Genomic DNA, 17,541 nt, shown 5'->3' on the forward strand with positions numbered 1-17,541 from the left:
GTGCATACCTCCTAGAGTGACGATAGTAGTGCTGATCTTCTATCAAATATTGCGACTACTTTTTCTTTACAGGGAAATACACCTCAGTGACCATATCTTCAGGTGCTGCGCCTTGTTTAGGATCAGTTGCGTATATCTCATAAGGTGAATACACCAATTCATAGCCTTCATCTTCCACCCATTCTCTTAACTTTGCATAAACCGATGTCAACTCTGAATAAGGACCGTTTAGTATCGTCTTTGCACAGAGACCACCAGAGAAATCTCTTGTTCCCTTTACCGCCTCTTTTATTGGAATAGCAAACTCCGTATCATTGCCTGCAGGGTTATAGTCTGGACTGTGATAAATCGTCATCGGTGCACCTAGAATCGTTAATCGTCCGGTCGAAATCTTTTCGTACAGGTTGTTAAAATACATTCCATATCCAGCAGCATAGTCATCCTTGCTCATCATTTTGCGTATATACAAAATATTCAACGGTTGTATCTCAACAAGCTGTACGTCTATTTGGTCAAAGTAAGACATAATCGGAATACCTTTTTCTAAATTTGAAATATCATGGGTCATTTGTTTTAGGGTATATTTCAAAGTACTTAGCTTGTCGTCTATCTCTCTTCGTTTGCGATTAAGGACAGAACAGAGCTCCTCTTCTGCTTGATCCTCTTCCAACTCCAAAATAGCTTTTATTTCTTCCAGCGAAAATTGATAAGATTTCAATCGATTAATGAAGAGCATCTTCTTGAGCTGGTTGATGGAATAATATCTATAACCATTCTCAGGGTTAATCTCTTCAGGTTGAATTAAGCCAATTTCGGCATAATAGCGCAGCGTTTTTGTAGATACTTCACAAATTTTTGAGAATTCGCCTATCGATAGCACTAAATCGCCTCCATTCTACGTTGTCATGTAATGTAAGCTGCATGATACATCTTCCTACCGGAACTTGCTTCCATTTCACTGTACACCTTCTCCTAAGGGCAAGGTCAACACCAAAATTCAAATGAAGTTATCCGCCATATTTCAATCAGCCCTCTGCTAAATGCTGTAATTGAGCACTCTTTGCTATCCACTAAAAATCCCCGTCCAATAAGGGTTAGCTTATCAGAACAGGGATTATCTCATCTATATTTTAAAAGTATACCATAACCTACTTGGCACCTATCCCTTACCGTTTCATCATAAGGACATATACTTATTAAAAACTTAAAAATCTATAGTGATAAGGAGGATGTTCCGTGGTTAGGAAAACAGATCGACTCACTATTATTATAGAAAAAGGAAAAAAGCGTATTATTACTAGAACACCCTTGGCCGGGGTTGATAGGTTGGTATTCGTTGTAAATCATCAGTTTACGAACGCACCCAATACAACTCAAATCGCAAGCGGTGCAGGCCGCAGCAGCGCCGCTGGGAACAATGCTGCTATCAAGTCACCCTATACACAGCAGCAGCAAAGTGTCGGCGCTGGAGGAACGGCCACGAATGAATGGTTGAAGGCTGCTGACCTCAAACCATACCGTATAAACAATAGAGGAAAAACACGTCGTCCCTTCAAAGAAATTGTTGTCGTGCTCAACGATCAAATTGTGAAGCTACCTGCCAATGCTGTTAATGCTTCTGCTACACAAGTGGCAAGCGGCGCTGGAAAATACAGCACTGGCGGGACGAACTCTGCCATTGAGAGTGCAGGAACGAAACAACAGCATGCTGTCGGTGGAGGTGGAACAGCTAAGAACAAGTGGGTAAACAAACGAAGAAAAAAGAAGAAATAATCCAAAGCTGGATGATTAGGCTAGATCATTGAATAGGTGCGAAAAGACGGATACTCCTGATAAGCCTGAGTATCCGTCGCATGAGATTATATTTGTATACAATGAAAATGAAGCCGTAATGAATGACTAAGATCTACTTTTTAACCATCGTTTTAGCCAATTTTATTAAATCTTCCTTTGTTAATGGACTGTCTGGATTTGTTGTGATGGAATAATACTTCCCTTTTTCAGTCCAATAAAGAGTGTTAACTATATATTCATGATTTTTGCTCAGTTTAGGAAATTTCTTCATAGCCTCATCCGCTGATTCATAAGTGAAACCTTTAGAAGCTTTAGCATCCTTCTTATCTTCCAGAATGTATCTAAATTTAATATAATGCTCTTCACTCTTATACTCTAACTCGATTGAGTTCGCACGCGTCCAGTTTACTTTTTTCCAGTGAATCTGTTTTCCCAGCTTTTTGGCTTCTGCCTTCAATTCAGCACTTAATTCCGTACTGTACGGTCCCCAAATTTCTCCATGCGTAAAATTATATCCTTCTGGAAGATCAGCAGGCTGCTGCAGCACGATATCTTTCAACGTAGAAGCTTTGTTCCAATAATCTTTGTATGTAGAAAACTCTAATACTGAACCTCCCATCGAGAAAACCTCGTTCGTTTTCTTTTTCGTTAAATCGTTGCTGACATATACGATATACATATCATTAGGATTTTTCTTGACTAGTTCCTCAATTTTGTCCAACTCTTCTTTTACTAACTTATCTGCTTTGGATTCAGATTTTGGCTTGGACGCTATTTCCTTCCACTTTACATTGCTTCCTGACGTTGACGAGGTTGCCGCCTCCGCAGCTAGATTCATAGAGCTGAACAGCAGTAATCCGCTAAGCGTCGCAATTGCTAATTTCATTGTCGTTTTCATGGTTGTTTTTCCTCTCTTCAGTAGGGTCTCATGATGTATAACACCATCAACTAGTGCAATTGTGACGTAATTTGCTTTAAAGAGAAAAAAATGAAAAAAAGCAGAAGATCTTCTCCTGCTTTTCACAACTTCAACCTTCTTCTATTGCTTTACTAATATCGTAATCATTTATATCGATATCTAGTTCCAATCCAAGTGCTAATTTTGCTAGCTGGCTTCCTATATAAGGCCCCATTGTTAATCCAGACGAACCAAGACCATTCGCAGCGATAAGACCTTCCCACGCTGGAAATGCCCCGATAACTGGAAGAAAGCCGGGTGTAAACGGTCGAAAACCAACACGTACCTCTTCAAATGTACTGCTAGCTAGCCCAGGCGCCAAAGTTAATCCTTTGTTCAGAACTTCCTGCATGCCACCAGGTGTTACTCTTGTATCGTAGCCTTCTATATCATCTTCATGTGTTGCCCCAATTACAATCTTCTGATTATCAAATGCTAACAGATATTGATCAGAAGGAGGCATAACGACAGGCCACGTGCTCGTATCTTGTCCGTCTTGAACTTGTACATGCATAATTTGCGCTTTTTGATAACTTACCTTAAAGTTAATGCCTAAAGGTTGTAGAAGTGGTTTGGCCCACGCCCCCGCACAAACGACGACTACGTCAGCAGAGTGGCTTTCTGCACCAACTGTTACTCCGGTTACACAGTTCAACTGATATTGCAGCGTGGCATCCCCGTGGATGAGGACAGCCCCGTTTCTTTGTGCAGATTGCATAAGAGCATCTCGCAGTGCACGACCATCTACACGGGCAGCACCACTAATATGCACAGCATGATACCCTTCTGCTAACAGAGGAAACTGCTCACGGCTTTCATTTTCATCAAGCAGGGTAATCTCACCGATTTCTGGTGCATCTGCTCTTCTGAGATGTGCTCGCTCTTCCATCTTGTTGATTTTGTCCAAATCATGATGAAGACTTAGCGATCCAACTTGAGCATAGCCCGTTTCGCTTTCCCCCTCGCTCTCGAGTTGTTCAATCAATTCAGGGTAAAAACGTGCACCAGCCTTCGCTAGACGGTACCAAGCTTGATTACGTCGTTGAGTTAACCATGGGCAAATAATACCTGCTGCTGCATCCGTAGCTTGTCCTTTATCTTTACGGTCTACGACCAGAACCTCTGCACCCATTTTTGCTAAGTGGTATGCGGTAGATGCCCCTAGAATTCCTGCTCCTACTATGATGACTTTCATTATGATTGCATTCCTTTCCTAAATCCATGTATCCATTATAGCGAATTATGCCTAAAAGCATAACATGAACGATTGATTTTAGATAACAACAACCATCATCATAACAGTAATTCATCCTAAAGAAAGTGAAGTACATCATCGTACAAAAGAAGAGGCAACTTACCATCTACTCCACAGCTACACGTTCGTGAAATAAGTGTATAACTTTGTCGACCACTCGTTCTTCCTCATTAATGATCTTTTCGGTTGCCATGCTCGCAAGCTCAGGATGATTCCCTACACAAATGGAGCGTTGAGCGTGCTTGAACATGGACATGTCATTGGCATCGTTGCCAAACGCAATAAATTCTTGTGACCGCAGTCCCAATGCTTGTAGCCCTGCCCATTTATCAACACCTACGGGGCTAATATCTATGATGTCTTCAGATCCGTGCATATGAATAACGATCGGAAGCTGCTGCAGCTTACTTAGTAAACTTTGCTGATCAAGGCTATGTAAAATGACTATTTTCACAATCTCCTCTAGCTCTTCTAAACGTCTAAGTTGTGCCCGCTGCTCTGGGTCCACATTTCTCCTAATCGGATGATCCTCGGCGCCTGTATATGCATAGTCCCATTTGCTATCTATTAAATAAGTTGCCTCGTATTTCTTTATTAACTGAAGCAGACTGTCCGTTGTATCCTTATCAAAATGAACGGCAGAAAGAATCTCTCCTCCTGCTGCCACAAATGCCCCATTCCCACCAACCATCGGATAATGATGCATATGCTCAGGAATGACGGGCAACAGATCACGAATCGGTCTTGCTGAGGCAAAAATAATTTCATGACCTTTATTCACGAGGAGATCGAGAGCTTTAATCATTTTCTCGCTTAGCGGCTTTCCTGAAAAACAGATCGTCCCGTCCAAATCAAAAACAATTTTCATCGTTTATTCTCCTTCCTTTTCTGATATTTATCATAGCAATTGCTTGTATAATAAAAAGGACAGATGTCTCAAATGAGGAGAAAACGATGAAAATCATTCATGATGGAGATACAATTCAGCATTATCTTGTGAAATACCAGCTCGATAATCTATTCATGCAATCACAACCCAACTCCGTGCCACTACAACTTCGCATATATGAGCCCAATGAGCTCATACTCAGAGAAGGCGAAGAGCTTGACGGAATATATTTTCAAGTTGCAGGAAAAACAAAAGTGTCATCCAGTGTAGAGACAGGGAAAGCGTTGCTGCTGCGGTTCTGCCACCCATTATCTGTATTCGGTGATATTGAATTAATTCAACAGGTAGTGATTCAGTCTCAGGTGGAAGCGGTTGAAATGACAACTTTTTTATTCATTAACAAGCGTACCGTCGAAACAGAACTGATGACAAGCTATACCTTTTTACATGAGCTGCTTAAGCATCTTTCCTATAAACTTCAAACTTGTACGACCGCTTCAAGAATAAATTTGCTAGCCTCGGTTGAAGAGCGCTTTGCAAGCTACCTATTAACGACTCGTCTTAAAAATGAGTTCGGCAAGGAGATGCTCACGCCACATATCTCTGAGATTGCATCTTTAATAGGAACGACGCCACGACATCTAAATCGTGTAATTGTAAAGCTGAATGAGATGAATATTATTCGTAAAGAAAAGAAAAAGCTATACGTGTTGGATTGGGAACGATTGGACGAGCTGTCAAATGGAATGCTTTACGATTAATACATACATAAATGAACCAGCCTACTTCCAGCACCCCTTGCGATAACATAGAAATTTTCAGCACTTTAGCTCTGGCATTCTTCTATGTTTCGTTTTCTGTTCGAACGCATAAGCAATACGAATGAGTGTTGGTTCGCTAAAGGCCGTTCCGGCAAACGTAACACCGAACGGCCTGCCATTCGATTGGAATCCAGCTGGAACTGCAATGGAAGGGTAACCCGCTTTCGCATACGCATATAAAAAAGCCCGCAAGATGCTTGCGGGCTTTTGCAAATTTAAGCTATTTGACGACGTATTTACCTAATCGTTAAAACTTCATATTGCTGCTGTGACCTGGTGATAGTTTTGCGCTTGGATCAATATACACTTTAGCGTTGTTAATCGCCGTTGGCGCTTCACCTAGCCCAACAGCAATAAGCTTCAATTTACCAGGGTATGTCGTAATATCTCCTGCAGCAAAAATACCTGGTATATTTGTCTGCATTTTCGTATCGACACAGATGGAACCTTTTTCGATATCTAATCCCCATTCAGAGACAGGGCCTAGGGAAGAAACAAAGCCGTAATTCACGATTAACGCATCACAAGCAATGCGCTTTTCTTCACCCGTACGATTGTTTGCGATCGTAATCTCTTTTAAGCGATCATCGCCACCAAGCTGTTTGACGTCCATGAAAGTCAGAACGTTAACGCTCGATTTCATCAAATTCTCAACACTATGTTCATGAGCTCTGAATTTGTCTCTACGATGAATAATCGTTACGCTATTAGCAACGCCTTCAAGCATTAGGGACCAGTCGACAGCAGAGTCTCCCCCTCCACATACGACTACGTCTTGTCCAGCAAAGGACTGTAAGTCACCAATGAAATAGTGAAGTCCTTTTCCTTCAAACGTAGCTGCTTCAGGAAGATCAAGCTTTCTTGGCTCAAAAGAGCCCACACCTCCTGCAATAATAACAGAACGACCAATGTGTTCCCCTTTATTCGTAACCACTTTGAATTGACGTTCATCTTCCTTTATGACTTGCAGCACTTTCTCCTCCAGCTTTACATCAACAGGGAAAGCACTCATTTGATCTTTTAACCGATCTACAAGCTCCTGGGCTGTAACCTTAGGAAACCCTGCAACATCATAAATATATTTTTCCGGATATAGAGCTGCCAGTTGGCCTCCTAATTGCGGCATACTATCAATAATTCGCGCACTTGCACTTCGCATGCCCGCATAGAACCCGGCAAACATACCTGCTGGACCTCCACCGATAATAATCATATCCACGATTTCATTTGTTTTTTGCTCCTGCATGATGTTTCTCCTCTCACAGTAACACAAAATGGTTTCTCTTCACTTCATGTAATCAATATGTATACCTTATATATTTTTTATTAGCAAAGCATACATACTTACAGACACGAAATGCTCTTACTGAAAGAAGATCCCATCTTCGTTACTGTCTATGTTCAACACTCTATTTTTAAACTTCCATGCGTCACTATGCTCAATAAAAAATTGATAACCACCAATAGATTTCACAAGAGCAGGATCAATGGGGTCTGCACTCGCATTTATTCCAATAGAGAACGCATCATCGCTTGCACCGACGTATTTTGCATATACTCTCACATACTGGCCATCTGCCAGCCCCCATTCCTGTTGGAAAGAACGGATCGCATTTTCAGACACAATGATTTCCATGGTGATTTCACTCCATTTCTTGTTTATCCACGCCATCCTTACAAATGGCTCGTTCATTTATTGTGTATCTTCTCACTATTCTATGATTATGCTATACTTTTTATATTTTTAAGTATAATATCTTTTAATTAAAATAGTCAATAAACTTCTATGTGAATATATACCGACTGCCTCTTATATTTTCAGCTATCTATTCATATTTTATACTTTATAGTATAATTATAAAATTAAAATTTGAGTGAAAACTACGGTGTTTATTGATAGTTAACTCCACCTGTTTATTGGAGGGATAGTTGCATGGATATTACAAAAAAAAGTACAAAAGATAAAATTGTGAACTTGTTAAAAAAAGAAGTCGTCTTAACTGTAAATGAACTTAAAGAACTTCTAGATATAACCCATATGGCTGTAAGAAAGCATTTAATTGTTCTGGAAAAAGACGGACTGCTTGTAACGAATGAGGTCAGGCAGCCAATGGGGAGACCAATTCAAACCTACTCCTTATCGGAAAAGGCGGAGGCATTATTCCCTAAAAATTATGATGGAATTAGTATTGAATTTCTTCATGATATTAAAGAGCTGTATGGTAACGAAGCCATTCAGCGCCTCTTTGACAAGAGACAGGAGCGGCTGACGAATGAGTATCATACAAGAATGCATAGCAAGACCGCTTCCGAGAAAATGACAGAGATGGTTCACATTCAAAATGAAAAAGGATATATGGCTGGGTATTCGCAAATTGATGACAACACCTATGAATTAGTGGAATACAACTGCCCTATTCTTTCTGTTGCAAGAGAATATAAGACTGCTTGTCATTGCGAAACCGATATGTTGAAGCATGTACTAGACGCTGATGATATATCGAGAACCTGCTGTCGCACAGATGGAGATAACTTCTGCAAATTTGTCGTGACATTTGATAAAGAATAGTGCACAAATAGTAAAAGACGCTTCTCTTTCCTGCTTTTTTACAGAAAGGGACGCGTCTTCTTTACATTTTAAAATGTTATTCAATAGTGATTCATTTATAGAGCAACAGCCCCCACTTCATAATAAGTGAGGGCTGTCATTTTCATTTAATACAGACTAATTGCGAATTAAGTAATCAAACGCACCTAGAGCGGCAGTCGCACCAGATCCCATTGAAATGATGATCTGCTTGTATGGACTGTTCGTGCAATCACCAGCAGCAAATACACCAGGTATATTTGTTGCTCCATGGCTGTTTACAACGATTTCACCCATACGCGTACGTTCAACCGTATCCGCTAACCAATCTGTATTTGGCACAAGACCAATCTGGACAAAGACACCTTGCAGCTCGATATGTTTCACTTCTCCTGAATCACGTTCAATATAAGAAATCCCGTTTAACTTATCAGTTCCCGTTAGTTCCTTCGTTTGAACGTTTTTCAGAACCGTTACATTCGGTAAGCTGTACAGGCGATCTTGCAACACAGCATCGGCTTTGAGTTCTGGAGCGAACTCAAGTACCGTTACATGTCTTACAATACCAGCGAGATCAATCGCTGCTTCAACACCAGAGTTGCCACCGCCAACAACCGCAACATCTTTGCCTGCGAACAGAGGACCGTCACAATGCGGGCAGTAAGCTACCCCTTTGTTCTTGAATTCTGTTTCCCCAGGAACACCGATATTACGCCAACGAGCACCCGTCGAAATGATAACCGTCTTACTCTTAAGAACAGCACCATTTTCAAGCTCAATTTCAATGAAATCATTCTTGTCTAGACGTGTCGCACGTTGTGTTTTCATAACATCAATACCATACTCTTTCACTTGCTCTTCGATACTAGCGACAAGCTTAGGACCTTCTGTGTATTTCACACTAATGAAATTCTCGATGCCCAACGTATCATTGACCTGACCACCGAAACGATCAGCAACAATACCCGTGCGAATCCCTTTGCGAGCCGCGTAAATCGCTGCACTTGCACCTGCTGGGCCGCCGCCGACAACGAGTACATCATACGGTTCCTTCTTATCAAACTCAGATGCATCTGGAGCCGTACCCAACTTCGCAAGAATTTCTTCGACTGTCGTACGACCGCTTTCGAAAAACTCGCCGTTGAGGTAGACGCTTGGAACCGCCATTACGTTCTTTGTTTCTACCTCTTCTTTGAATACTGCACCGTCAATCATCGTATGCGAAATGCCAGAATTAAAGATACTCATCAAGTTTAGTGCTTGTACCACATCAGGACAGTTATGACAGCTGAGACTAATATAAGATTCAAACTTATACTCGCCTTCAATGCTCTTAATTTGATCGATGATACTTTGATCTACTTTAGGAGCTCTTCCACTTACCTGTAGCAAAGCCAATACTAAAGAAGTAAACTCATGCCCGAGCGGCGTACCTGCAAAGGATACGCCCGTCTCTTCACCTACACGGTTCACACTAAAGCTTGGTGTTCGAGGTAATTGTGCTGTTTCGACTGTGATCATCGTGGACATACTGGCAAGCTCATCTATTAGAGACATCATCTCCATAGATGCAGGATCATTGCCCGCACTAACTTTCAGAACGATATCCCCTTCTAAGAGTTGAAGATATTGTACTAGCTGTTGTTTGATGTCATGATCGAGTGCCATTTATTATCCCACCTTAGATTTTGCCTACAAGATCAAGGCTAGGCTTAAGCGTTTCGCTGCCTTCTTGCCATTTCGCTGGGCAAACTTCACCTGGGTTGTTGCGCACGTATTGTGCTGCTTTGATTTTGCTGATAAGTGCACTTGCATCACGGCCGATACCACCAGCAGTGATTTCAACTGTTTGGATAACACCGTCTGGGTCGATGATGAACGTTCCGCGATCTGCAAGACCAGCGGACTCGATCAATACATCGAAGTTACGGGAGATCACATGGGATGGATCGCCGATCATAATGTACTCAACCTTACCGATTGCAGGAGAGCTTGCATGCCAAGCTTTATGTGTGAAATGAGTATCTGTAGATACGGAATATACTTCAACGCCAAGTTGTTTCAACTCTGCGTATTGGTTTTGCAAATCTTCTAGCTCTGTTGGGCAAACGAACGTGAAGTCAGCTGGGTAGAAGCAAACTACGCTCCATTGACCTTTGAAGTTTTGCTCAGAAACTTCAAGGAATTTACCGTTTTGGAATGCTTGTGCTTTAAATGGTTGTACTTCTGTTCCGATTAGTGACATGTTTATATCTCCTTTGACTTCTCAATTTATTTTTATTAAATATAGAGCAAGTTCAGGACATGCTAAAAAATAGCTGTCGAACTCACTTTATAATCATTATTATTTACTAGACGATGCAATCTGTCAAGCTATTTATAATGATTATAAAATGAGAACCTTTTTCAGTTTGGGTACGCTTAACAGAACATGAACATTATTCATTATGCTGCTAAATTCATGATCGTATTCGTATTACAATGAAAGGCATATAAATGAAATAAGCGCGTTGCAATCATGCATCTACACGATCTAGCTGCATACGTATGTAACAGAAAGCAGGCTACGTGCAGCATTATAAGGAGGTGTGACTATGACATTAATGCTTCGATTTTCGGGTAATGCTTCAGGAGACCTTACCTTTGCAGGCAATGCATTAGGTGTGAGCTCCATTGCTGAGCTGCTTCTACCTCCAGAGAGCCGTGTGCTGTACGCAGAACTTGTTTGGGCAGGATCACTTACCCATATTAGAAGTAACTTACATATTTCCAAAGAAGCGCCTATTCATTTAACAACTCCAGAGGGAACTAAATTCCGTATTCAAGCCGATCCAGAAACGGCTTCTTATATCGGAGAAAATGAGTATTTTCGATCTGCTAACGTCACCGATATTATTCAAGTAGGAGGCGCAGGAGCGTACATTGTAAACAGTACCTCTACGAGTATGCGTCATAAAGATACATCATGTAAGTTAATCGGATGGACACTTTGTGTTATTTATGAACACACTACTTTACCGTTAAGAAACTTAAGCTTAAATGTGGGCGGAGTTCGCGTTAATCCTTCATCATCCGTGACGACAACAATTAGCGGTTTCGGTACACCCCTTAGCGGTCCAGTAGCTGGGAAATTAGCCATGTGTATTGGGGAAAGAGATGAGCACCATTCAGATCTTCTTGAAATTGCTACAGCGAATCCAATCGATCTTACCAACCCTAACGATGTTTTTGCTCATTTCTTCAATTCTTTGCAAGTGGAAAATAGCAACGCCCTAACTACACACAGCACATTGGCTATGCCCTATAACTATAAAAATGAAACAGGTACAAAGATCGTCAGTAGTCGCCGCTGGGACATTTCCAATATAGATATTTCTCAATCCCTATCAAACAGTCAGACATCTGCCATGTTTCAATTCCGCACTACAGGCGATTTTTACAACTTATACGCTGCCGGAATCAGTATTGATATTAACCAACCTCAACTAGAAGTTACTATGCGTGTAAATCGATCAGATAAACTAGAAGAGCAAGCCTTAACCTATTCCATCGTTGTCCAAAATACAGGCATGACCTCAGTCGAATCCGTAATCATTACCGACTCTTTAGCTGATCACACGCTACTCATACCTGAAAGTGTATGTATCAATAGAAAGCTTGCTCCGCCTGACATGAATCCTACGGACGGTATTTTTGTCGGCACATTAGTTCCAGAACAATCGATTACTGTCATCTATAAAGTAAAAATGCCAGCACATTCTCAGCATAGTGACACGATTTCTATTTCTAATAAAGCATTCGCCAAGTTTCAATATCGCAGTGTAGCAGATGGCCCTATCGTAGAAGGAAATATTTCATCTAATGAAGTATTCTTCGTGATACAAGCGCCGCAAAAAGCGCAGGCAGTAGTAAAAGGTAGCCCTATTCCACTTAAAGTTAAACAGAAAATAGCGAACAAATCCGCATATTTAGGAGACACTTTATACTTCACATTCAAAGTGACTAACGCGAGCGACTCACCTCTCGAACATGTCATATTCACCAATAATTTTGAAGACGGAACGAAATTCATTCCTAGAAGTGTGAACATCAATGGCAAGTCCAACCCTAAGTCAAAGCCAGCAGCTGGTATCTCGCTGCTCAACCTTGAATCGGGGCAATCCGTTGAGATTTCCTACTGCGTAAAGCAAATTAGCTTGCCTAAAAATCACAAGCTACGCAATCATGCCACCGTAAGCTATCGACCTGTTGGCTCTACGGACACATTAAGTATTCGTTCGAATATCGTTGTTATTAAATTAGAAGAACATGAAAAGTAAACGAAACAAGGCGCTCCATCTGTTGGAAGCGCCTCAACTTATTTAGCTTATTGCCCTATTCCCTTAAAAGAAACAAAGATGCCAGTACAAGGCCCATGGTATATAGATGATACCTGTCCCAATAACAAGAAGCTCCATCTTATTCCTTCCTTGCCGTTCCCTTTTTCGTAGAGTATGCACAATTGATATAACAGTTAGAATAACAGCTGCCGTAGATACGGTTTGGAGAAGCAGCCACAGGAATGGGGTTCCGAACACAACCCATCCGACATCTCTTCCACCGTTCATCCAAATCGATACAAGATACAGCCAGAAGCCAATGATTGAAATCATAGCTGACAAGCAGATCCAATTGCTATACCCTTTAATGAGCAGCGGCTTATGATTTCGAATTTTATTTACAAGAGATACACTGAGTGCAAACAAGCAAATGATCAATATAAATGCTGAAACGCTTAAATGCAGCCAATATAAATCATACCAGTCTATTTTCACTACTTCTTCCGGACTTGAGCTCATCTGCACGGGTGTTTTCCCTATCATTTTAGCCACAGGAGGTTTATCTTCAACTACTTGTTGTATCCAAGATGTCATTGCCTCTGCATAGCCAGGATACAGTGTCTTTAGTGTCCGAAATCCATCATCTGTATTGTTGTAAATCGAATGATCGGCTCCCTCAATAAATTGCAGCGTGTAATACCGATTTCCAGAGCTCTCAAAAGCATCTTTAAAAATTTGTGCACTTTCTGCAGGCGGGACCTGCCGATCAATGCTGCCCCATAGCGCTAGAAAAGGTTGATGAACGTTCTGGAGCACCGGTACGGGATCATGCCTATCTGATTCGGATCGAGATAATGACAGCATAATACCAGCCCCATTGCGTACTAGGGCTTGAATGGCAGATTGATTCGTTATTCCTTGATGGCGTAGGCGATTTTCCACATTCCATGTCTGCTGCTGTATCGGAGAAATTCCTGGTCCTCCACTCGTAATGACAAAAGCAATGTCTGTAGACTTCGTTGCTGCAATCGGAGCTACCCAGGCTCCTTCACTAAGCCCCCAAACGCCAACTTTGTTCTTGATCACATCTGATCTCTTTTGTAAAGCCCGGACCCCTGCTATTAAATCCTGCGCTAGCAGCTCATAGGATCGATTCGTTTTGGAGTAGCCTTTGCTGCGTTTGTTGTATAGTAAAGTGATTAATCCTGCTTTAGCAAATACCTCGGCTTCTTTGCGGACTGCTGTTTGATTTCCTCCTCCCCCCTCTTTGTTGATACCAGAGCCATGCGCAAGTACAATACCTGGATAGGCGGAAGATGTATGATTAGGGATTAAAATGGTTCCTTCGATGACTTCTTCGAATTCCCCTGTGCCACTCACGAAAGTAACTCTCTCCTCCCTGAAGGCCGCTGATTTTGCAAATGCCGAATTTGTAAGTCCGTTAGGAATTAGTGCGGCAATAACGCTTACGATTAGAGCGCATAAAAAAGCTTTATGAAATGTTTCTGCCTTGGTGCGCAACGTGAGTACCCCATTTCTTTTAGGTTGTTTCAAGGATAGAGAATCATTTTAATAAAGTAACTGCTAGAAATGTTGAGACCTAACATCTATGTCATGCAGCTGCTTTCTTGATGTGACTGATGTGTAAGATCATACAGAAGATGTAGAAGAATCGTAGTGCTGAGGCAAATGAAGAGAGTCTAATCGTTGTTCATGTTCATGCACGTAGATGTGCTGCTTATAATGGACGACTCAGAATGGTATTTATCCTTCATGACGATTTTGTATTGTAATGAACGAAAAAAAGAACCTCAGTTTTTCACTTCGGCTCCATTAAAAAATTTCCGTATAAAAGACTAGATTACATATGGATACAACCATCTATCTCTAAGTGAAGGCACGTTCGTTCTGAGTAGACTTTAGCATTTGTTCACATTGCCTCGATATGTAGCTGTTCTAAAGCTTGCCCCACATCCACAGCTCGCTCTCACGTTTGGGTTATCCATGGTGAATCCCCCTGTCATACCTTGCACTTTATAGTCAATTTTCAATCCGACGAGGAACTCGGCGCTCTTGGCATCCATAATAACTGGCACCCCTTTTTCCTCAAATGTAAGATCGTCTTCCGTCTTTGTATCGTCTGGGCGCAAGTCATAGGACAAACCGCTACACCCTCCATCGACGACTCCAACACGTAAAAATACGTTCTGCCAATCCAAACTGCTAAGCATTTCGTTAATTTGGGCAGCAGCATTATCACTAATTTCGATCATCGTATTCACCTCATAAATAGAAGATTAACTCATTATTTATACCAAAAGGTATAATATGTTCTTGAGCAAATGCTAACCCAAATGAACCTCATCGTCAATAAATATATTTTTTATACTCAAATATATATTTAGTAATCTAAAAAATGAATGGGTAGCTAGAGTACTTGAATTCTCTCCTATCAAAAATAAGGCTTATAGAATGTGCCACTTCATTATGTGCATGCAAGAAAAATGTTCATATGATTGAGAAGAGAGACTTTTAAAAGGATGGGTGATCTTATGGCGGGCCCGTGTAATACAAATGCGACAGGAGCTTGTTCTACAGCTGAAGGACAGAACACAACAGCCAGCGGAACGGCATCCCATGCAGAAGGATTGAATACGTCGGCCAGTGGACCCGCTTCTCATGCGGAAGGCTATCAATCCCTTGCGAGCCTAGATGCTGCACATGCAGAAGGAAGCACGACTCTAGCATCTGGATCTGCTTCCCATGCGGAAGGATACTTAACGGTAGCAAATACAGATACGGCACACGCAGAGGGAACTTCTACTACTGCAAGCGGTGTTGCCTCTCATGCCGAAGGATATATAACAACTGCTAGTAATGCTGCGGCCCATGCGGAGGGAGTTGCTACTACAGCCAGTGGAATTGCTTCGCATGCGGAAGGCCTTCTTACTACGGCTAATGGAGTCGCCTCTCATGCGGAAGGCGGAAGTACGCAGGCTAGCGGGCCAGCCTCGCATGCGGAAGGATACAAAACCGTTGCGAGTCTAGACACTGCTCATGCGGAAGGAATTTCTACAACCGCTAGCGGAATTGCTTCGCATGCGGAGGGATACTTTACTACAGCTAGCGGTACCACATCTCATGCCGAGGGTGGCGGCACGATCGCATCCGGCCTGTATTCACATGCGGAGGGACAGGATACTCTAGCAACGGGCAATGCTTCCCATGCGGAAGGATTCGGAAGCAAGGCCAATGGCATCGGCTCGCATACAGAAGGATTTTTAACGCAAGCCAATGGCGATTTCTCGCATGCCGAAGGCTTTGGCTCCCTCGCAGGTGGCCTTAATAGCCATGTCGAGGGATTTGGCACGGTCACCGCAGGAGCCAATGCCCATGCAGAAGGTAACTTTACAGTTGCGAATGGGATTAATTCGCATGCAGAGGGCTTCGCCACGCAAGCACTTGGTGTAAATGGTCATGCGGAAGGTAACTTTTGCGTTGCATCCGGTAATAATTCTCATGCCGAAGGCAACATGACTAGCGCATTCGGAGCTAATTCACATACAGAAGGAAGCTCGGCTACTGCCCTTGGTAATAATGCTCACGCGGAAGGCAGCTCGACCGGGGCACATGGAGATAATTCGCATGCGGAAGGTGCCAGCGCCATTGCTAGTGGTATGAATGCCCATGCCGAAGGGTTTGGCTCCGAGGCAAATGGCGTAAGCTCCCATGCAGAAGGCAACATAACGGTTGCCAATGGTGACAATTCACACACGGAAGGTTCCAATTCCGTAGCCAACGGAACGAGTGCGCATGCGGAAGGTCAAAGTACGAACGCAACAGGCACGAACTCGCATGCGGAAGGCTTTGGCACACAAGCGAATGGTAACAATTCACATGCCGAAGGCAGTGGCACCTTTGCCAATGGGGATAATTCGCACGCGGAAGGAATTTCGAGTGTCGCTAGCGCCGCTAACTCGCATGCAGAAGGCAACGGCTGTGTCGCAAGCGGAGAAAACAGCCACGCCCAAGGGCAAATTACAAGAGCAAGTGGAATGAATTCATTTACTACAGGCAATAGTACCGCTGCTGATGCCTTAAACTCATTTGCAGGAGGTCTTAATACGAACACGGGCGGATTAACAGGAGCTTACATTATGGGTCAAAATGGGACCGCTCGTTTCGCAAATTCGTTCCATGTTGCAAATGGCATGGCAGTTGGCCCAACCCTGAACTCGGTCATTTTAGACGGTCCAGGTGGGAATTTATTTTTGGATGGAACCGTAATGAGTCCGGCATTAGCAGATTATGCGGAAATGTTTGAGACGATTGATGGTCAATCCATTGAACCCGCCTATTTTGTCACTTTACAAGGCAAAAAAATTAGACTAGCTAACGCTAATGATACGTATATACTAGGCGTTACCAGTGCGGCCCCCGCTATTATTGCAGATTGCTCCGAGTTGCGTTGGCATGATTTATTTGTAAGAGATAAATTAGGGAGAGTTCTAGGAGATGAGAACGGGGAACGCATCTTGAATCCTAAGTACAATCCTACTCTTACCTATGTCCCCCGCAGAGAACGACCGGAATGGGTAGCCGTGGGAATGTTAGGCAAGCTCGTTGTTTATGATGACGGTACTTGCGCAGTTGATGGATATTGTAAATCGAATGATCAAGGCATAGCGACGTCCGCAAGCGATGGCTATCGTGTCATGGAGCGAATAGATGAATCAACGGTTCGTATATTCGTTAAATAAGATCATACGCTGATACATGATAGGACTATACGCATAAAATAGACGGCAGAAAAAAGGAAGACCTCAAGCCAGCTCCGGGGTCTTCCTTTTTCTAACCTCTCTTTATTCACAGATTAAGCTGCTAGAATAGTTCGTTTTTTTATAGATAAGAACTAAAT

15 protein-coding genes and 1 pseudogene are annotated in these 17,541 nt (G+C 42.4%); 5 read left to right on the forward strand and 11 right to left on the reverse strand.

The window, feature by feature from the left end; genetic code table 11:
- Positions 1-55 precede the first annotated feature (55 nt).
- Positions 56-880: a MerR family transcriptional regulator gene (locus tag FPZ44_RS10440; protein ID WP_144989922.1), complete on the reverse strand. Its 825-nt coding sequence runs from the start codon at positions 878-880 to the stop codon at positions 56-58.
- A gap of 383 nt (positions 881-1,263) precedes the next feature.
- Between FPZ44_RS10440 and FPZ44_RS10445 the strand changes: the two genes are divergently transcribed.
- Positions 1,264-1,773: a hypothetical protein gene (locus FPZ44_RS10445; RefSeq protein ID WP_472795739.1), complete on the forward strand. Its 510-nt coding sequence runs from the start codon at positions 1,264-1,266 to the stop codon at positions 1,771-1,773.
- Between the two features lie 133 nt (positions 1,774-1,906).
- Here FPZ44_RS10445 and FPZ44_RS10450 read toward each other — a convergent pair whose 3' ends face one another.
- From FPZ44_RS10450 to FPZ44_RS10460, 3 genes are all read right to left on the reverse strand, one after another.
- Positions 1,907-2,692, reverse strand: a complete 786-nt coding sequence (locus FPZ44_RS10450; protein WP_144989926.1) for a hypothetical protein — start codon at positions 2,690-2,692, stop codon at positions 1,907-1,909.
- A 130-nt stretch (positions 2,693-2,822) separates the two neighbouring features.
- Positions 2,823-3,950: an NAD(P)/FAD-dependent oxidoreductase gene (locus FPZ44_RS10455; RefSeq protein ID WP_144989928.1), complete on the reverse strand. Its 1,128-nt coding sequence runs from the start codon at positions 3,948-3,950 to the stop codon at positions 2,823-2,825.
- 163 nt (positions 3,951-4,113) lie between these two features.
- On the reverse strand, positions 4,114-4,875 hold the full coding sequence (locus FPZ44_RS10460) for an HAD-IIB family hydrolase (protein ID WP_144989931.1): 762 nt from the start codon (positions 4,873-4,875) through the stop codon (positions 4,114-4,116).
- Between the two features lie 86 nt (positions 4,876-4,961).
- Between FPZ44_RS10460 and FPZ44_RS10465 the strand changes: the two genes are divergently transcribed.
- Complete coding sequence (locus FPZ44_RS10465) at positions 4,962-5,657, forward strand: Crp/Fnr family transcriptional regulator (RefSeq protein WP_144989933.1); 696 nt, start codon at positions 4,962-4,964, stop codon at positions 5,655-5,657.
- A 57-nt stretch (positions 5,658-5,714) separates the two neighbouring features.
- On the opposite strand, the pseudogene FPZ44_RS10470 reads toward FPZ44_RS10465, so the two are convergent.
- The 3 genes and pseudogenes from FPZ44_RS10470 to FPZ44_RS10480 all read right to left on the reverse strand — a co-directional run.
- A pseudogene (locus FPZ44_RS10470) lies at positions 5,715-5,885 on the reverse strand (amidase); the annotation flags it as partial.
- Between the two features lie 79 nt (positions 5,886-5,964).
- Positions 5,965-6,963: an NAD(P)/FAD-dependent oxidoreductase gene (locus FPZ44_RS10475; protein ID WP_144989935.1), complete on the reverse strand. Its 999-nt coding sequence runs from the start codon at positions 6,961-6,963 to the stop codon at positions 5,965-5,967.
- A gap of 117 nt (positions 6,964-7,080) precedes the next feature.
- A complete protein-coding gene (locus FPZ44_RS10480; RefSeq protein WP_144989937.1) occupies positions 7,081-7,410 on the reverse strand; it encodes a HesB/YadR/YfhF family protein in 330 nt (109 codons plus the stop codon).
- 240 nt (positions 7,411-7,650) lie between these two features.
- Here FPZ44_RS10480 and FPZ44_RS10485 point away from each other — a divergent pair, with 240 nt between their 5' ends.
- Positions 7,651-8,286 carry a helix-turn-helix transcriptional regulator gene (locus FPZ44_RS10485; protein WP_144989939.1) on the forward strand — a complete coding sequence of 212 codons (636 nt, stop codon included), beginning with the start codon at positions 7,651-7,653 and terminating at the stop codon, positions 8,284-8,286.
- Between the two features lie 156 nt (positions 8,287-8,442).
- On the opposite strand, the gene ahpF is transcribed toward FPZ44_RS10485, so the two are convergent.
- Together ahpF and ahpC are read right to left on the reverse strand one after the other, a co-directional pair.
- Positions 8,443-9,972 carry an alkyl hydroperoxide reductase subunit F gene (gene ahpF, locus FPZ44_RS10490; RefSeq protein WP_144989941.1) on the reverse strand — a complete coding sequence of 510 codons (1,530 nt, stop codon included), beginning with the start codon at positions 9,970-9,972 and terminating at the stop codon, positions 8,443-8,445.
- Between the two features lie 13 nt (positions 9,973-9,985).
- Complete coding sequence (ahpC, locus tag FPZ44_RS10495) at positions 9,986-10,549, reverse strand: alkyl hydroperoxide reductase subunit C (RefSeq protein WP_144989943.1); 564 nt, start codon at positions 10,547-10,549, stop codon at positions 9,986-9,988.
- A 349-nt stretch (positions 10,550-10,898) separates the two neighbouring features.
- Here ahpC and FPZ44_RS10500 point away from each other — a divergent pair, with 349 nt between their 5' ends.
- The gene (locus FPZ44_RS10500; protein ID WP_144989944.1) at positions 10,899-12,623 is read left to right on the forward strand and encodes a DUF11 domain-containing protein; all 1,725 of its coding nucleotides are present in this window, start codon (positions 10,899-10,901) and stop codon (positions 12,621-12,623) included.
- Positions 12,624-12,686: 63 nt separating this feature from the next.
- Here the strand turns inward: FPZ44_RS10500 and FPZ44_RS10505 are convergent, their stop codons facing one another.
- A complete protein-coding gene (locus tag FPZ44_RS10505; protein WP_186785990.1) occupies positions 12,687-14,003 on the reverse strand; it encodes an alpha/beta hydrolase family protein in 1,317 nt (438 codons plus the stop codon).
- Between the two features lie 539 nt (positions 14,004-14,542).
- Positions 14,543-14,896, reverse strand: a complete 354-nt coding sequence (locus FPZ44_RS10510; RefSeq protein ID WP_144989948.1) for a HesB/IscA family protein — start codon at positions 14,894-14,896, stop codon at positions 14,543-14,545.
- Between the two features lie 279 nt (positions 14,897-15,175).
- Between FPZ44_RS10510 and FPZ44_RS10515 the strand changes: the two genes are divergently transcribed.
- Positions 15,176-17,383 carry a peptidase G2 autoproteolytic cleavage domain-containing protein gene (locus FPZ44_RS10515; protein ID WP_261378282.1) on the forward strand — a complete coding sequence of 736 codons (2,208 nt, stop codon included), beginning with the start codon at positions 15,176-15,178 and terminating at the stop codon, positions 17,381-17,383.
- Positions 17,384-17,541 lie beyond the last annotated feature (158 nt).

Source organism: Paenibacillus agilis, assembly GCF_007786455.1.
Taxonomy (GTDB): domain Bacteria; phylum Bacillota; class Bacilli; order Paenibacillales; family Paenibacillaceae; genus Paenibacillus_B; species Paenibacillus_B agilis.

Excerpts from the sequence above, each read along its gene's own strand:
- FPZ44_RS10450 (WP_144989926.1), bottom strand. The coding sequence starts at position 2,692 with ATGAAAACGACAATGAAATTAGCAATTGCGACGCTTAGCGGATTACTG.
- FPZ44_RS10460 (WP_144989931.1), bottom strand. The coding sequence starts at position 4,875 with ATGAAAATTGTTTTTGATTTGGACGGGACGATCTGTTTTTCAGGAAAG.
- FPZ44_RS10465 (WP_144989933.1), top strand. The coding sequence starts at position 4,962 with ATGAAAATCATTCATGATGGAGATACAATTCAGCATTATCTTGTGAAA.
- FPZ44_RS10475 (WP_144989935.1), bottom strand. The coding sequence starts at position 6,963 with ATGCAGGAGCAAAAAACAAATGAAATCGTGGATATGATTATTATCGGT.
- FPZ44_RS10480 (WP_144989937.1), bottom strand. The coding sequence starts at position 7,410 with ATGAACGAGCCATTTGTAAGGATGGCGTGGATAAACAAGAAATGGAGT.
- FPZ44_RS10485 (WP_144989939.1), top strand. The coding sequence starts at position 7,651 with ATGGATATTACAAAAAAAAGTACAAAAGATAAAATTGTGAACTTGTTA.
- ahpF (WP_144989941.1), bottom strand. The coding sequence starts at position 9,972 with ATGGCACTCGATCATGACATCAAACAACAGCTAGTACAATATCTTCAA.
- ahpC (WP_144989943.1), bottom strand. The coding sequence starts at position 10,549 with ATGTCACTAATCGGAACAGAAGTACAACCATTTAAAGCACAAGCATTC.
- FPZ44_RS10500 (WP_144989944.1), top strand. The coding sequence starts at position 10,899 with ATGACATTAATGCTTCGATTTTCGGGTAATGCTTCAGGAGACCTTACC.
- FPZ44_RS10510 (WP_144989948.1), bottom strand. The coding sequence starts at position 14,896 with ATGATCGAAATTAGTGATAATGCTGCTGCCCAAATTAACGAAATGCTT.
- FPZ44_RS10515 (WP_261378282.1), top strand. The coding sequence starts at position 15,176 with ATGGCGGGCCCGTGTAATACAAATGCGACAGGAGCTTGTTCTACAGCT.